General features: G+C 52.0%; 11 protein-coding genes and 2 pseudogenes. 4 read left to right on the top strand and 9 right to left on the bottom strand.

Going from position 1 to position 15,960, the window contains the following annotated elements; genetic code table 11:
• Positions 1-20 precede the first annotated feature (20 nt).
• The 4 genes and pseudogenes from yjfF to ytfQ form a co-directional block, all read right to left on the bottom strand.
• Entirely contained in the window at positions 21-1,016 is a 996-nt protein-coding gene (yjfF, locus tag ACUU1I_RS14940) for a galactofuranose ABC transporter, permease protein YjfF (protein WP_000596027.1), read from the bottom strand.
• Positions 1,003-2,025, bottom strand: a complete 1,023-nt coding sequence (ytfT, locus tag ACUU1I_RS14935) for a galactofuranose ABC transporter, ATP-binding protein YtfT (RefSeq protein WP_005065633.1) — start codon at positions 2,023-2,025, stop codon at positions 1,003-1,005. Before ytfT ends, yjfF begins: the two co-directional genes overlap by 14 nt.
• Before the next feature lie 13 nt (positions 2,026-2,038).
• Entirely contained in the window at positions 2,039-3,541 is a 1,503-nt protein-coding gene (gene ytfR / locus ACUU1I_RS14930) for a galactofuranose ABC transporter, ATP-binding protein YtfR (RefSeq protein WP_000205827.1), read from the bottom strand.
• Between the two features lie 139 nt (positions 3,542-3,680).
• Positions 3,681-4,638: pseudogene (ytfQ, locus tag ACUU1I_RS14925) on the bottom strand (galactofuranose ABC transporter substrate-binding protein YtfQ).
• A gap of 309 nt (positions 4,639-4,947) precedes the next feature.
• On the opposite strand from ytfQ, the gene ppa reads away from it, so the two are divergent.
• Entirely contained in the window at positions 4,948-5,478 is a 531-nt protein-coding gene (gene ppa, locus ACUU1I_RS14920; RefSeq protein WP_000055075.1) for an inorganic diphosphatase, read from the top strand.
• Between the two features lie 379 nt (positions 5,479-5,857).
• Here the strand turns inward: ppa and ACUU1I_RS14915 are convergent, their stop codons facing one another.
• From ACUU1I_RS14915 to tamA, 3 genes are read right to left on the bottom strand one after another with little or no spacing between them, the layout of a single operon-like run.
• Complete coding sequence (locus ACUU1I_RS14915; RefSeq protein ID WP_001219160.1) at positions 5,858-6,199, bottom strand: gamma-glutamylcyclotransferase family protein; 342 nt, start codon at positions 6,197-6,199, stop codon at positions 5,858-5,860.
• 2 nt (positions 6,200-6,201) lie between these two features.
• Complete coding sequence (gene tamB, locus ACUU1I_RS14910; protein ID WP_000060857.1) at positions 6,202-9,981, bottom strand: autotransporter assembly complex protein TamB; 3,780 nt, start codon at positions 9,979-9,981, stop codon at positions 6,202-6,204.
• Positions 9,978-11,711 (bottom strand): autotransporter assembly complex protein TamA, encoded by a 1,734-nt coding sequence (tamA, locus tag ACUU1I_RS14905; protein WP_001269309.1) that lies wholly within the window; start codon positions 11,709-11,711, stop codon positions 9,978-9,980. The genes tamB and tamA overlap by 4 nt, the downstream gene beginning before the upstream one ends.
• A 205-nt stretch (positions 11,712-11,916) precedes the next feature.
• Between tamA and msrA the strand changes: the two genes are divergently transcribed.
• Together msrA and ACUU1I_RS14895 are read left to right on the top strand one after the other, a co-directional pair.
• Positions 11,917-12,555 (top strand): peptide-methionine (S)-S-oxide reductase MsrA, encoded by a 639-nt coding sequence (gene msrA, locus ACUU1I_RS14900; protein WP_005065641.1) that lies wholly within the window; start codon positions 11,917-11,919, stop codon positions 12,553-12,555.
• 322 nt (positions 12,556-12,877) lie between these two features.
• Positions 12,878-14,221 carry a hemolysin family protein gene (locus tag ACUU1I_RS14895; RefSeq protein WP_000935042.1) on the top strand — a complete coding sequence of 448 codons (1,344 nt, stop codon included), beginning with the start codon at positions 12,878-12,880 and terminating at the stop codon, positions 14,219-14,221.
• A gap of 61 nt (positions 14,222-14,282) precedes the next feature.
• Here the strand turns inward: ACUU1I_RS14895 and ACUU1I_RS14890 are convergent, their stop codons facing one another.
• Positions 14,283-14,489, bottom strand: a complete 207-nt coding sequence (locus tag ACUU1I_RS14890) for a DUF1107 domain-containing protein (protein ID WP_000689228.1) — start codon at positions 14,487-14,489, stop codon at positions 14,283-14,285.
• A gap of 324 nt (positions 14,490-14,813) precedes the next feature.
• Between ACUU1I_RS14890 and ACUU1I_RS14885 the strand changes: the two genes are divergently transcribed.
• Positions 14,814-15,368 (top strand): YtfJ family protein, encoded by a 555-nt coding sequence (locus ACUU1I_RS14885; protein ID WP_000175267.1) that lies wholly within the window; start codon positions 14,814-14,816, stop codon positions 15,366-15,368.
• A gap of 62 nt (positions 15,369-15,430) precedes the next feature.
• Here the strand turns inward: ACUU1I_RS14885 and ACUU1I_RS14880 are convergent.
• A pseudogene (locus tag ACUU1I_RS14880) lies at positions 15,431-15,960 on the bottom strand (hypothetical protein); the annotation flags it as partial.

The following is a 15,960-nucleotide window of genomic DNA, read 5'->3' as shown; positions in this document are numbered from 1 at the left end:
CTCCACACGGAGAGGCATTTTTATCGCTGCGCAATGTTGACTCTTGTCACTGGCGAACTCTGACGATTCTCCCACAGCACCGTTAACCCACGCTGTAATGCTATAAAAATAAACAACAAAATACCGATGGCGATTTTCGTCCACCAGGAACTCAGCGTGCCGTCAAAGTTGATGTAAGTCTGGATCAGTCCCTGAATTGCCACGCCAAAAAGCGTCCCAAGCACCGTCCCGACGCCACCACTTAACAACGTACCGCCAATCACCACCGACGCGATGGCGTCCAGTTCCACACCTACGCCCGCCAGTGCATATCCGGCTTGGGTATAAATCGAGAAGACAATCCCCGCCAGTGTTGCCAGTCCGGTGGAGAGCATATAAATGCGAATAGTGGTGCTGCGAGTAGAAATCCCCATCAGGTTCGCCGACGTCGCGTTGCCGCCAATAGCGTACACCTGATTGCCAAAACGGGTACGATGCGCAAGGAAAATACCGATAACCACCACCGCCAGCATCAACAGCCCCATCGCACTAAGGCGACCGCCGCCGGGGATTTTCCACGCAAGGCTTGAGAGCGTGTCATAAATGGGATGGTTTATCGGAATCGACTCTTCCGAAACGAGATAGCTGACGCCGCGCAAAAAGAACATCCCCGCAAGCGTAATGATAAATGCCGGGATCTTCAGGGCGTCGATCAGAAGCCCCATAAATGCGCCGAAGGCACAGCCCATCACCAGCACTAGCGGAAACGCCAGCAGCGGCGAGAGGCCGAAATCGCCAACCACTTTTGCCAGAAACACGCCAGTAAAGGCGATCACCGAACCGACGGAGAGATCGATACCGCCAGAGAGGATCACAAAGGTCATGCCAACGGCGATTATCCCAAGAAAGGCGTTATCGGTCAGGATATTGCAGATCACCCTTGTGGAAGCAAAACCGGGAAACTGGGTCAGGCAGTAGAGATAGCCCAGCACAAAGACGCCGATGGTGATCATCAGCGGCAAGTTACGTTTTATCATGGCTACGTACTCCTTTAATCAGACTGATAAAGCGTTGCGACTGAACAATCAGCACACAAAGCACCACCACCGCTTTCACCACCAGGTTCATCTCCGGCGGAAAGCCCGAAAGCAAAATTCCGGTGTTCATCCCCTGAATAATCAGCGCCCCCACTACCGAGAGCAGCAGGTTAAAGCGCCCGCCCATCAGCGATCCGCCGCCAATCACCACCGCGAGAATGGCGTCCAGCTCCAGCCATAATCCGGCGTTGTTGGCATCGGCACCGCAAATATCCGCCGCCACGATAATGCCCGCAATCGCCGCACATAGCCCGCTCAACACGTAGGTGAGCATGACGATGATTCGCGTGTTTACCCCGGCATTTTTTGCCGCCCGAATGTTGATACCAACGACTTCGATAAACATCCCCAGCGCCGTTTTGCGGGTCAACAGCCAGAACAGGAGAAGCGTCAGCACCGCGATAATGACCGGCGTTGGCAGGAACAACAGCGATCCGCTGCCAAACCATGAGAGATCCGGCGAGTTAAACGTGACGATCTGCCCGGCGGTGATCAGTTGCGCCACGCCGCGCCCGGCGACCATCAGGATCAGGGTGGCGACAAACGGCTGAATTTTGAGGATCGCTACCAGTATGCCGTTCCACAATCCCGCCAGGATGCCGGTGCCCAGGGCGCTTAACAAAACAATCGGCAGGCTGAATCCCGCGACCGTCATCGCAGCCGTTGTGGCTCCGGCGATAGCCATCACCGCCCCCACAGAGAGATCGATACCACCGGTGGCGATCACCAGCGTCATACCAATCGCCAGTAACGCAACGGGAGCTGCACGGTTAAGAATGTCGATAGGGCTACCGAACAAACGCCCATCCTGAAGCACCACCTGCCAGAAATGCGGGGCTACCAGGCTATCGACCAGCAGCACCAGCAACAGTGCCGCCAGCTGCGGCATCCCCGTCGGCCAGTGAAAACGCCTTTTTGGCGGCGTAGTGTCAGGGAGAGATTGAGGCATCACACTGTTCTCCTTACGCCGCAATGGCGTTCATGATCGCCGGAACGGAAAGCTGTGCCAGCGGGATCTCCGCCACCTGTTTGCGATCGCGCATGATGATCACCCGGTCGGCATAGCCCACCAGCTCTTCCAGTTCGGAGGAGATCACCAGCAGCGCCAGACCGTCAGCACACAGCGTTTCAATCAGGCGGATGATCTCGGCGTGGGCACCAACATCAATGCCACGGGTTAGCTCATCAAGGATCAGAAATTGCGGTCGGGTCAGTAGCCAACGTGAAAGCAGCACTTTTTGCTGATTGCCACCGGAGAGAAATTCAATCGGTTGTTCAGTTGAAGGTGTGCGAATGCCAAGCTGGCGGATAAAGCGTTCGGCAATCTCTTGCTGCTCTTTGCGGGAAATGGGTCGTAGCCAGCCGCGCTGGGCCTGGAGAGCAAGGATGATATTTTCCCGCACCGAGGCGGCGGCGATGATGCCATCGGTTTTCCTGTCTTCCGGGCAGAATCCGATGCCCAGTACTGAAGCCTGATGTGGCGATCGCAGGGTTTGCGGTTTGCCTTTGATCAACGCCGTGCCGCTGTCAGCAGGTTTGATACCGAAGATCACTTCGGCGGTTTCGGTACGTCCGGATCCCAGCAAGCCAGCCAGACCGACGATCTCGCCGGGGCGCACTTCGAGATCAAACGGTGCTATCGTTCCTTTTTTGCCGTAATTTTTGAACGCGGCAACGGGTTTGTCGCTCAACAATGTTCGCCCGGCACGCTGTAGCGCGTGGGTATCCAGCTCGCGCCCCAGCATCATTTTTACCAGTTCGATCTGCGGTAGCTCGCGCGTTTCCCGACAGCCTACGAAACTGCCGTTGCGTAAGACGGTGATCCGATCGCTGACCTGATAGACCTGATCGAGAAAGTGAGTGACAAAGATCAGGCTGACGCCGCGATCGCGCAACTGACGCATCAGGCCAAATAATAGCTCCACTTCTTGGGTGTTGAGGCTGGCGGTGGGTTCATCGAGGATCAGCACTTTGGCGGAGAGATCGATAGCCCGGCAAATGGCGACGATTTGCTGCATCGCCACCGAAAAACGGTTAAGCGGTTCGCGCATGTCGAGGGAGAAACCGTAAGATGCCATCAGTTCGGTGGCGCGCTTTTCCATCTCTTTACGGCGTAGAAGGCCGAAACGTTTGGGTTCGCGACCTATGAATAGATTATCAGCAACCGACATATTGGGTAGCAGGTTGACTTCCTGATAGACGGTGCCGATACCGAGTTGTTGTGCATGGGCGGTATTTTTCGGTGAGATAGTCTGGCCTTCCAGCCAGATGGTGCCGCGATCGGCGTGGTATACACCAGTTAATGCTTTGATTAGCGTTGATTTTCCCGCCCCGTTTTCACCAAGCAGCGCCATGATTTCGCCACGGCGCAGGCTGAAATCAACGTTGTCTAACGCTTTGACGCCGGGGAAAAATTTACTTAATCCTTCGGTGCGGAGGATCTCCTGGTGTTGGTCGGTCGTCATGGTTTCCCCCGGTGTAAAGCGTGCTCCCAGTAGGCATGATAAGACGCGGTAAGCGTCGCATCAGGCTTCAGTGCACCATCGCCGGATGCGGCGCGAGCGCCTTATCCGGCCTACGAATCGGCATCAGGCATAGCAACCCTCAATACCCCATATTTTTCTTCTTCTCTAACTCTTCTTTTGCGGTATCAGGCAGGTAAAGGGTGGATTTGGTTAACGTCAGCTTTTCAGGCATGGTGCCGTCTTTTTTGTATTTCTCCAGCGCATCGAAAGCGGGTCCCGCCATGTTCGGCGTCAGTTCAACACTGGCGTTCGCTTCGCCATCCATCATCGCTTTGTAGATGTCCGGTACACCGTCAATGGAACCCGTGAGGATATCTTTGCCCGGTTTCAGGCCCGCTTCTTTAATTGCCTGAATTGCACCAATCACCATGTCGTCGTTATGGGCGTAAACCATGCAGATGTTTTTGCCGTTGTTTTCCGCTTTGATAAAGCTCTCCATGACTTCTTTGCCTTTACTGCGGGTGAAGTCACCTGACTGCGAGCGGATAATTTTGATATTTGGCGCATTCTTAATGGCTTCGGCAAAGCCTTTCTTAACGGTCAATGGCGACGCTGGCCCCAACGGTGCCCTGCAGCTCCACCACGTTGCATGGTTTGCCATTCACTTCTTTTACCAGCCAGTCACCGATCAACTTACCTTCGAGGATGTTGTCGGCAGTAACGGTGGTCATATAGAGAGATTTGTCTTTCACATCGATGGAACGGTCGAGCAAGAAGACCGGGATTTCGGCATCTTTCGCCTCTTTTAATACCGGTTCCCAACCCGTCGCAACCACTGGAGCGATAAAGATCGCATCCACCCCTTGTGCAACGAAGGAACGTACCGCTTTAATCTGGTTTTCCTGCTTTTGCTGACCATCGGCAATTTTCAACGTAATTCCGCGTTTTTCGGCCTCACTTTTCGCCACATTGGTTTCTGCGGCGCGCCAGCCGGATTCCGATCTGACCTGCGAAAATCCTACGGTTAATGGAGCGGCCAACGCCATAGACGACATGGCTGCCGAGACTGCAGAGACTACAAGTAAGCGTTTCCACATAGGGTTGTCCTCGTCGGGGTAATTATTATTGGTGAAAAGATGTTCGCGAAAAAACTATAGACAATTCGTTATGTAACGGATTGCGTTACATCACACTTCAAAAAAGTAAATAAAACGTTAATCACAAGTTTGTAATCGCTTTCATCTCACTATGAAAAATGCGGCTACGGTTATGGATTTTCCTGCTCTGTATACCGTCTTAAAACTGGCGAAAAAGGAAAATGAAGACGAAAACAAGCAAAGACATTCGGCGCGAGTTGGCTATAATACTTGGCACTTGTTTGCCACATATTTTTAAAGGAAACAGACATGAGCTTACTCAACGTCCCTGCGGGTAAAGATCTGCCGGAAGACATCTACGTTGTTATTGAGATCCCGGCTAACGCAGATCCGATCAAATACGAAATCGACAAAGAGAGCGGCGCACTGTTCGTTGACCGCTTCATGTCCACCGCGATGTTCTATCCGTGCAACTACGGTTACATCAACCACACCCTGTCTCTGGACGGTGACCCGGTTGACGTACTGGTCCCGACTCCGTACCCGCTGCAGCCTGGTTCTGTGATCCGTTGCCGTCCGGTTGGCGTTCTGAAAATGACCGACGAAGCCGGTGAAGATGCGAAACTGGTTGCGGTTCCGCACAGCAAGCTGAGCAAAGAATACGATCACATTAAAGACGTAAACGATCTGCCTGAACTGCTGAAAGCGCAAATCGCTCACTTCTTCGAGCACTACAAAGACCTCGAAAAAGGCAAGTGGGTGAAAGTTGAAGGTTGGGAAAACGCAGAAGCCGCTAAAGCTGAAATCGTTGCTTCCTTCGAGCGCGCAAAGAATAAATAAGTTCTTCTAGCGCAATAACCCTGAACGCCGGGCTTCGGTTAGTAAGGGTTTTTTTATGCCCGCGATAAATAAACTCTCTATTCCACCATCATTATTCTCAGCGGTTGCAAGGCTTGAACGGTAAGAACAAGCAAACCCGACCACCATTTTGCTGTTCATAGCCACTTGCTGGAAGTTAGCCGACCTCACTCATACTCACCGTTCAAAGCGTGCCCCCGTTTTACCCCTGCACATTTGTGAACGCCAGCAGAGTTTTTTATGCGATTGCAGATATGGAAAGCGGCTCGGAGAGAAAAGCAAAAGATGGAAAAGTTACAAAAAAAAATCGCGAGATACATCGCATAAAACAACGCCACCCGAAGGAGGCGTGCTTTTATTATTACTTATCCCTGTCTAACCAGTCGCCGCTTTCAATTAGCTTTAATCCATCGACGGGTCGTTGATAAACGTACATCCATGCACTCCCATACGGCGTCTGAATCAACTGGCGCGCGTATTCACCGCCCCTGGTGCGCAAGGCATCAAGTTCGGCCAGCGTGGCGTTGTCAATACGATAAACTTCACCGTGTACCGTTCCGTTCCCCGGAACTGCGCCTGGATAGTGGCCCAGGCTATACAACTGGTAGTTATCGATACTGAAATCGCCCAGTAACTGGGCATTGGTCATCCAGTGACTGTTGCCTTGTTTGTGGCGTAAACTGCCGTAGACAAATATTCGCATTGCTAAAACTCGAACTGATAGAGCAAATCCAGTGCCTGGTCTACACCAGACACGGCTTCCAGATATAGCTTAGGCATCAGGCGATAACGTAACGTGAGTGTTGCTATAGAGTCAAATATACCCACGCCGTATTTCACTTGCAGACCTGGCAATACATAGCCGCTGACCACTACCTGGGAGGAGTCGCCTACTCCCAGGGTGTCGAGCGCTAAATTGCTTACGCCAAACGTCTCGCCGATTTTACCCACAATCTGGCCACTTTGCGCAACCCCCAGACCAATCAGCATCGAGGTCATTGCCGCACTGTCGCTCTGATCGCTCTCCAGCCCTTGTCCACGTAGCAAATAAGACAATGCAGCTTGTTGCGACATCGCCGGGTCAGAGAAGATCTCCGCTTTCGGTTCGTCCGCCAGACCAGTGACGCGAACTCCGGCGATTACATCGTCTTCTGTAGCATCCGGGTTACGAATAGCTTCAATATTAAGATACGGTTGATCCGGCGGACCAGAGAACAGTAACTCACCCTTACGCACAATCAGATCCTGACCATAGGCATGGAAGCGCCCTTCAGGGATGTTGATCTGCCCGTTCAGGCCCAGCCCTTGTTTGTCCTGTACGACGTTAAGATCGCCCGTCAGCCGCGCTTTCAGGCCAAAGGCGTCAATGCGCACATTGTTGCCAACGTGGACAATCAGGTTACTGTTAATCGGAATCGACGCCGTTTTCGGCTCTTCCGGTTGCAGGTTATCGTTAAGCATCACCACATCGCTGGAGACGCCTACTGCGCTTTCCGGCAGATCGTGCACCACGATGCGCGCCCACGGGACATCCACGCGACCATCGAGGGTAAACAGGTTTGGTGTAGCCTCGAATACAACATCTGGCGATACATCCATTCGTACCATCGGCGGCACGGTGATCCGCACTTTACTGCCTTTCGCCGTTACTCGTGCCCGCCAGTTTTCAATTTGGCTCCAGTCGGCATCACCGTTCAGGTAGATTTCACCCTGCTGGGTCCGTACTGTACCGGCAAGCGTCGAGCGCATACCGTTAAAGTTGACCGCAAGCTGGCTCGGCTGCATATCAAACGGCATAAAGTTGCCGTCGATATCCACACCCGTAACCTGAAGCTGACCAAACAACTGCGGGCTTTGCACATCACCACCCAGACGCAAGTTGGCACTCACCATCCCCGCTGCTTTTTCCCCACGGGTAAAGATGGGGTTTATCATCGCAAGGTTGAAGTTACGGATATTGACGTTGCCACCAAGATTACGGCGGCCTTGCGGATCGGTCACCTGCACCTGTCCATCAAACTGGCCGTTATTGGTCAGGCGGATGGTCCAGCCCAATTCGGCACGGTTGTTACGCAATTCCGCCGTCAGATTCAGTGTCTGAAACGCCACCGGCAGCGCCGCATCGTTGACGGTTTGCGTTACCTGCACGTTACGCCCCGAAAGGGTGATACTGCCCTGCGGCAGCCCCTCTTTCGTGGTGTCCCAGGCAACATCCGCTTTACCCGTGAAGATACCGCTGGCCTGAGTGGTTTCTGGCATAAACGGTTTCAGCATGGCGAGGTCGAAGCGGTTGAGATTCACCACCGCACGCCCTTCGGCCCCCGCATCGATAGTTTGCGGCACGCACAGTTCCGCATTCGGGTTAAGCCAGCAGTGTGGCCCGATGCTGATTTTTTGCTCCTTATTGCGGTAATCCAGCGCAATATCGCGGGTCAGCGACCACGGGCCGACCGGCGTCTGGAAGCGGGTATTGCTAAGAGTTCCCTTCCAGCGTTCTTCTTTGCGATCAAAACTTCCTGCCAGATTAAGCTGCCCGGAGACAGGCTCGCCCTGAATCCGCAACTGTAGCTCGTGCTGCTTTTCGCTGCCTTTGGCATTCAGGGTGACGAGGTTGATATTTACATCCGGCTGCGAAATTTGCTCAACGCGTACGTCGAGTTTCCCGGCGATCTGATCGGTGGATTTAATGTCGCCTTCCACGCGAACCTGCGCCACGGAAAGTTCCTGCCAGCGCAGGCCGCGCGCGGTGATATCTGCCAGTAGTTGTGGCGCTTCCACCGTGCCGCGTACTTTCACCAGCCCTTTCGCTGTACCGCCAAGCCCCGGCAGCGCGTTATCCAGCCCCGGCGCGTTGATGGTGGCATCAAGATTGAGATCTTTTACCCCCAGCTCGCCTTTCACTTCGGCACTGTTTGGCCCGAGTTCCAGATGAAGCCCAGGGATCATCCACTGCATATAACTGTTGCCTTTCAGCGTGCCGTCAACGTTCACTTTGTTCTGTTTGACGTTACCGGTCAGCTTCAGTTCTGGCACCTCCATCTGCCAGGTGCCGCCGTACAGGCTACCGCGGGTTTTAATCAAGCCATTGAGTTTCGACGGCCACTCCGGGAACTCTTTGGCGGTGTAAATGCCATTAAGCGTTAGCTCACCGCGCCAACTAATGGCCTGCTGCCAGTCGAGCAACGCCTTGAGTTCAGTTTTCCCTTCCAGCGCCGCGACGGTGAGTTTGTCGAGATTGACCTGCTGTTCATTACCTTTGGCATCAAGGGTAATGGTGGCTGGCGGGATCTCCTGTCCCTTCACTGCCGTACGCATAGAGAGCGTGTAATCGGTCATTTTGCCGGTAAGTTTCAGTTTCAGATCATCCGCCTGATACTGCTTCTCACCAGTGAACGGCCAGTAAAGCTGTTTGCTGTTCACTTCCACGTTGAGTGGCAATCCGGCTTCCGCCAGTCGCGTCTGGGCGCGTAAATCCATATCCACCGGACCGGAAAGGTTAACGCCTATCTCCAGCTGTTCGCGCAGCGCGCCGCCCACTTTCAGCTTCACCTTTTCACCTTTCAACGGCTCCACGTTCAGTGTGCTGTTGAGGGTGATATCCACCGGCCAGTTGTCTGACAGCTGCGCCGTGCCGCTGGCGTTGACGATCCCCTGGTTGGAATCGATATCCAAGGCGTCCAGTTTAGTATTGCCGTCAATGCTGCTCACTTTCAGCAGCATGGTGCGCACGGTGATGTCCGTGTCGCCCGTCACGCGCAGCTGCTCGCCCTTAAACTCTTCAATGTTCAGGTTAAGCGGCAAATGCACGTCGGTCATTTCCGGCAATACCGGGCGAGAAAAGAGATCTTTCAGCGTTTCGCCGAGCGGCTTTTCCTCCGGCTGCGGATTTTCAATTTTCGGTTCGACCACTTCTTCCTGCGCCACTTCCACCACTTTCGGCAGAGCAATCAGCAGGCCTTTCAGCGACGTCGGTTTCAGGGTCAGGGTTTTCTCCTGCCAGTTCAGGCCGGAGGTGAAGTCCATCACCGACACCGTGGTGTCATCAATCTTGATGTTGACGTTGTCCAGCGCCACCCGTGTCAGGGTGATGGGATACGGCGTGGAGAGATCCAGCGGACCGCTATCTTCCTCTTCTTCAACCTGTTCAGAAGGAGGCATTTTTTTACTGTCGATGTTGACCTGAATGTCTTTCAGCGCCAGGTCATTAATACAAACGCTACTGTTCCACAGGCACTCAAGACCGACCGCCAGATGCAGATTACCCGCTTTTACCGCCACGCCTAGCTGCTCATAACGAACGTCAGACAAGGTGAGATCGCGCCAGCCGCCGGTGACCTTGCCAATATCCAGTCCTGGCACCCAGCGATCCGCCGCTTTAAATACAAGATGCAGGCCGCTGGTGGTGCCCACCAGAAACGCCACCGATCCCAGCAACAGTAAGATAACGATAACCACGCCGAGGCTGATTTTTTTCCATAAACTCATAATTCTGGCCCCAGACCGATGTAAAACTGTAACCCGTGTTCGTCTTTATCCGCGACCGGTACGGCAAAATCGAGTTTGATTGGCCCGACCGGCGATTCCCAGCGTACGCCGACCCCGGTACCGGTTTTAAAGTCGCTGCGGCGAATATCGCTTACCGCTTCGCCACTATCGACAAACACCGCGCCCCACCATTTTCCGGTCACGTTGTACTGGTATTCCAGCGATCCGGTTATCAACTTCGAGGCCCCTTTCAGGTCACCGTTGGCGTATTTCGGGGCGATAGATTTGTATTTGTAGCCGCGAATACTGCGATCGCCCCCGACGAAGAAACGCAGATCCGGCGGTACTTTGTCGAAATCACCGGTTTCAATCCAGCCCAGCGTACCGCGTGTCACAAAGCGATGGCGATCGTACAGTGTGCGGATCCAGACGTTCTGCGCCTGGAAAACGGAGAAATCGACATCTGAACCCCAGGCCGTGTTGGAGTAGTCGATAGAGTAGCGTTGCGAGTCTCCCCAGGTTGGCATCAGGCCACCACGAGAACGCGTGCGGCTAATCATCACCCCAGGATAAAACAGCATCGTGGTGTTGGTAATTTCACCCTGGGTAAAGTGGTCGAGGCTCCAGCGCAGGTTAATGGCACGCTGCCAGCCGCTGGAGAGATCCCAGTAGCGAGAAGCCACCAGCGTAGTGGAGTCAGATTCGGTATCGTTCAGGTCAGTGCGCTTAAAACCGCCCTGCACCAAATAATATTGTTCCAGTGGATTCTTCAGCAGCGGCATTTTATAGCTGAAGTCGAGGGTCTGTTCCGGCGCGGAAATACTGGTACTGGTGGTCAAACTGTGACCGTATGAGTTCATCCACGGCTTTTTCCACGTCGCTTTCACGCGCGGTCCCACGTCCGTAGAGTAACCGCCCCCGGTTTCGATGGTGTTTTCTGTTCGCGGCGAAACCACGCCCGTCAATGGTAATACTTTCGTTTCGCGCGCTTTATCAAATTGTGGAGCCACCACCACCGAGTTAAACCAGCCGGTAGCAGAAAGTCGGCGGTTCAGTTCCGCCAAATCTTTCGATTCATACTCATCGCCCTCTTTAAACGGCACCAGATTTTGCAGGTATTCATCGCGGATTTGTGATCCTTCAAAGGTCACATGCCCAAAGCGGTAACGTTCGCCACTGTTATAATCAATATCCCAGAAGGCTTTATGCAGGCCGAGCGCAATGCCCAGCTGCGCTTTGGTAAATTCGCTATCGAAATAACCTTTACGCAACGCAATACTGGTTAAGGACTTTTTGAAATTTTCATAATCGCCCTGGTTCAGTACCGTACCAATAGCCGGGCGAGTATCGAGCAATTTCAAATAGTCTTTATCGGTCCGCGCGCCGCCGCGCAATACCACATCGGTGCCGCCAATTAACACCGGCACACCTGGCGTGACTTTGGCGATCAATACCTGCCGCCCTTTCTTTGGCGGTGGACGGAGATCAAATTCAATGGTCGGCTGGTAATAACCCAGCGCTTTCAGACCTTCACGGATGGCATCATCGACGCGTGCGCGAAAGCGACGGTCTGGCGTCACTTCATCACTTTCAATCGTAGAAAGCTGCGCACGAACGTTCTTTTCCAGCTGTCCCGATAACCCCTCGACCTGTAGACGGACGTTCGCGGCGACGGCAGATCCGCTTAAGCAGAGTAAGCTTACACAGCATAACTGTCGGATATAGCGCACATTTTCTCCTGAATATCCTTTTTTCCTGCCCCTGGAACGCCGTTAAACGGCTTAACAAAAATCCAGTAATATGGATTAAAAAGCAGACTAAACCCCAAATATTTCTTATGTTTTACTTTAGACCTATTCACGGTGGTTATTGTGTGCAAATACGCCTCTTGTTACAACCTTAACCCCAATGACCGATTTTCGGGAGAGCGACACCATGAGTTTATTTGATAAAAAGCATCTGGTTTCCCCCGCCGATGCCCTGCCTGGACGTAACACCCCGATGCCCGTAGCCACGCTGCATGCGGTCAACGGTCACTCAATGACCAATGTACCTGACGGAATGGAGATTGCCATTTTTGCGATGGGTTGTTTCTGGGGTGTGGAGCGTCTGTTCTGGCAGTTACCCGGCCTTTACAGCACCGCCGCAGGCTATACCGGCGGCTATACGCCAAATCCGACTTATCGGGAAGTGTGCTCCGGTGATACGGGTCATGCCGAAGCGGTACGCATTGTTTACGATCCTTCCGTCATCAGCTATGAGCAGTTGCTACAGGTATTTTGGGAGAATCACGATCCCGCCCAGGGAATGCGTCAGGGCAATGACCACGGCACGCAGTATCGTTCAGCGATTTATCCGCTGACCCCAGAACAGGATGCCGCAGCTCGCGCCAGTCTGGAACGTTTTCAGGCGGCGATGCTTGCCGCCGATGACGATCGTCACATCACCACGGAAATCGCTAACGCCACACCGTTTTATTATGCCGAAGATGACCACCAGCAATATCTGCATAAAAACCCATATGGTTACTGTGGAATTGGCGGAATTGGCGTCTGTCTGCCGCCGGAAGCATAGCGTTACGGGTACAAATGTAGTTTGTTGATAAAGTGCTCTTTGTCTATGCCTGATGCGGCTTAAACGACTTACCAGGCCTACAAAATCGTCCAAATTCAATATATTGCAAGGACTGCGTAGGCCTGATCGGCATAGCGCATCAGGCAGTATTGCATTTATCAGCAGTCTGAATTTTAACCCTCTGGCGACTTTACAGTACCTTACGCTATACTAGCGACTGAAAATGCCGGTTCACTTTCTTCGAATCGGCTTTCAATGTGTATTTCACACAAATTAATCAACTTTCCCTTCCGAGGATCTGGCCTGAAAGGTCGGATAAGATATGTTAAACAGTATTTTAGTCATACTCTGCTTGATCGCTGTAAGTGCGTTCTTCTCGATGTCCGAGATCTCGCTTGCCGCCTCACGCAAAATCAAACTTAAACTGCTGGCTGATGAAGGCAATATAAATGCCCAACGCGTTCTGAATATGCAGGAAAATCCCGGCATGTTCTTTACCGTGGTCCAAATCGGTCTGAACGCAGTGGCGATTCTCGGCGGTATCGTCGGTGATGCGGCATTTTCTCCAGCTTTTCACAGCCTGTTCTCCCGCTATATGTCGGCAGAGCTCTCTGAGCAACTGAGCTTTATTCTCTCTTTCTCGTTAGTGACTGGCATGTTTATCCTGTTTGCGGATTTAACCCCGAAACGCATCGGTATGATTGCGCCAGAAGCGGTGGCTTTGCGTATCATCAACCCGATGCGCTTCTGCCTGTACGTTTGCACCCCGCTGGTGTGGTTCTTCAACGGCCTGGCGAACATGATCTTCCGTATTTTCAAACTGCCAATGGTACGTAAAGATGACATCACTTCTGATGACATCTACGCGGTAGTGGAAGCCGGTGCGCTGGCGGGCGTGTTACGTAAACAGGAACACGAGCTGATTGAAAACGTCTTTGAGCTGGAATCCCGTACCGTTCCGTCTTCAATGACACCGCGTGAAAACGTGATTTGGTTTGATCTCCACGAAGATGAGCAAAGCCTGAAGAATAAGGTGGCGGAACATCCGCACTCTAAGTTCCTCGTCTGTAATGAAGATATTGACCACATCATCGGTTATGTCGATTCTAAAGACCTGCTGAACCGCGTGCTGGCTAACCAAAGCCTGGCACTGAACAGCGGCGTACAAATTCGCAACACGCTGATTGTGCCGGATACGTTAACCCTTTCAGAGGCGTTGGAAAGTTTTAAAACCGCAGGTGAAGACTTCGCGGTGATCATGAACGAGTACGCGCTGGTGGTGGGGATCATCACCCTCAACGACGTGATGACCACGCTGATGGGCGATCTGGTCGGTCAGGGGCTGGAAGAGCAGATTGTCGCCCGTGATGAGAACTCATGGCTGATTGACGGCGGCACCCCAATTGACGACGTCATGCGCGTGCTGGATATTGACGAGTTCCCGCAGTCGGGCAACTACGAAACCATCGGCGGCTTTATGATGTTTATGCTGCGTAAGATCCCGAAACGCACCGATTCGGTGAAATTCGCCGGCTACAAATTTGAAGTGGTGGATATCGATAACTACCGCATCGACCAGCTGCTGGTGACCCGGATCGACAGCAAGGCCACCGCCCTTTCGCCAAAACTGCCTGACGCTAAAGATAAAGAAGAAAGCGTCGCGTAACCCCCAGAAACATCAACGGCTCCTGAATCAGGAGCCGTCTTATTACTGCATAGCACTTTGGTTAAGCCATCTCTGTTTGCAGACGCATAACCTGACGGTTAACTTCGGACATCACTGACAAATGCAGCTTATCCTTCACTTTTGGGATAAGAATCTTACCCTTATCAAATTCAAAAGCGCCAACGTCCTTGATGTATAACCGTCCACGGAACAGGATCTTTACGTACTTCGCCACCTGAAGTGGGTTGTACCGTTGGAAAATTTTCATTGTTATCTCCTGCTGAGTATTACGCCTGTGCGGTGCCACAATCGGCCCAACTATTATGAGGCGCAAATTTTAATGCTTAGTGACTATAGACTATCCGGGCAATGTTTCCACCGCGTATAACTTTTTTTACCTAAAGGTTACAATTATTCAGAATTATCTTTTTACCGAAGCGCGGTCTTCAGTATAAGCATTCATTTTTCATATGATTTGTGCGCTTGACCGCAAACTGGCATCACACTTGCGGGAAATTCGATAAATAGCACATATGATTAAAACTCAGACCCAAGTGGTCGGATCACCTGCATATCATAAGAAGGAAACACCATGACCCTACGCAAGATTCTGGCACTCACCTGCCTGCTGTTGCCGATGATGGCTTCCGCACATCAGTTCGAAATCGGTCAGCGAGTGCCGCCGATTGGCATTACCGATCGGGGCGAGTTGGTGCTTGATAAAGATCAGTTTAGCTACAAAACCTGGAACAGCGCGCAGTTAGTGGGAAAAGTGCGAGTACTGCAACATATTGCTGGTCGCACCTCTGCAAAAGAGAAAAACGCGACGCTGATTGAAGCGATTAAATCAGCGAAGTTACCGCACGATCGTTACCAGACCACCACCATTGTTAACACCGACGACGCGATTCCGGGTTCCGGCATGTTTGTGCGCAGCAGTCTGGAGAGTAATAAAAAGCTTTATCCCAGGTCGCAGTTTATTGTCGATAGCAATGGCGTCGCGCGCGGTGCCTGGCAGCTGGATGACGAAAGTTCCGCTGTAGTGGTGCTGGATAAAGACGGTCGCGTGCAATGGGCCAAAGACGGGGCGCTCACACCGGAAGAGGTGCAGCAAGTGATGGACCTGCTGCAAAAGTTGCTCAAATAATGGCAATAACATAAATTCTGGAAAAATAATTTTCCCCTATCGTTATCTATGGGATAGGGGAATTAAGTCTCTGAGTTCTTACACCGAACTAATACTGGTAACGCTAGTTGCTCTTTTTTAAACGCCTCAATGATCGATTTATATTTCTCGCAAATCTTTTCTTTGGTAATATTACTATCTGCGGCCAGATTCGCACTTACTATCGCATCCACTTGTTCGGCTAATTCGACTTGTTGGCAACCTGCATTAACCAGAAAATTATAAATAAGAGAGTAATCTTCATCCTCCAAAACAACAGAGGAACCATTACGAAAACGTTCATCCCCTCCATAGATTTTAAGCGCAAAGCCCAAAGATTCTATGACTATGGCAAAATTATCATCAATTATTTTTTCGTAAATATACCATCCATCACATTCTTTAATTCCACCGCCTGGTATTTGGAGTTCAAATTTACCCCGTTTTAATTTGCTTACTACATCCTCCAATAAGGCATAACCGAAAGATACGTCACCAAACGCCTGGCGAATATAACCTTTAATCCTTTTTGGTATGTCAGACTGTTTTTTCTGCAAAATATCACAGGCATACA

The sequence above is a fragment of the Shigella sp. SIG3 genome, from assembly GCF_053555855.1.
This window is presented reverse-complemented; position numbering and strand designations above follow the sequence as displayed.